This window comes from Streptomyces sp. AC627_RSS907, from assembly GCF_019049165.1.
Map to the genome: position 1 here is coordinate 1 of NZ_JAGMUE010001223.1, position 681 is coordinate 681.

Genomic DNA, 681 nt, shown 5'->3' on the forward strand with positions numbered 1-681 from the left:
ACGCTGGAGGGCGTGCAGGGCCTCAAGCCGGTCTTCCGCCCCGACGGGCTGGTCACCGCGGGCAACTGCTGTCCGCTCAACGACGGCGCCGCGGCGCTGGTGATCATGTCCGACACCAAGGCGCGCGAGCTGGGCCTGACCCCGCTCGCCCGCATCGTCTCCACGGGCGTCTCCGCCCTGTCCCCCGAGATCATGGGGTACGGCCCGGTCGAGGCGTCCCGGCAGGCCCTCAAGCGCGCGGGCCTGACGATCGGCGACATCGACCTGGTCGAGATCAACGAGGCGTTCGCGGCCCAGGTCATCCCGTCTTACCGGGACCTCGGCATCGACCTGGACCGGCTCAACGTGAACGGTGGCGCCATCGCCGTCGGCCACCCCTTCGGCATGACCGGGGCCCGGATCACCGGCACCCTGATCAACTCGCTCCAGTGGCACGACAAGCAGTTCGGCCTGGAGACCATGTGCGTGGGCGGTGGGCAGGGCATGGCCATGGTCATCGAGCGGCTGAGCTGAGCCCGGGCCGCGAGGGGCCCGACCACCACGGGCCCAGGCCCGCCGCCCTCCCGGCCGCGCGTGGCTCGCACGCCCCGCCGTGCGCCCCCGTCGCGCGCCCCCGTGTGACATGCGCGACTCCCGCGCCCCGCGCCACCCGGCGCGGGGCGGGGCCGGGGGGTGTCGGAG

General features: G+C 74.3%; 1 protein-coding gene. It reads left to right on the top strand.

What is annotated here, in order from left to right; translation table 11 throughout:
* A partial coding sequence (locus KUM32_RS41175) for an acetyl-CoA C-acyltransferase (RefSeq protein ID WP_217146765.1) occupies positions 1-513 on the top strand: 513 nt, incomplete at its 5' end.
* Positions 514-681: the final 168 nt, after the last annotated feature.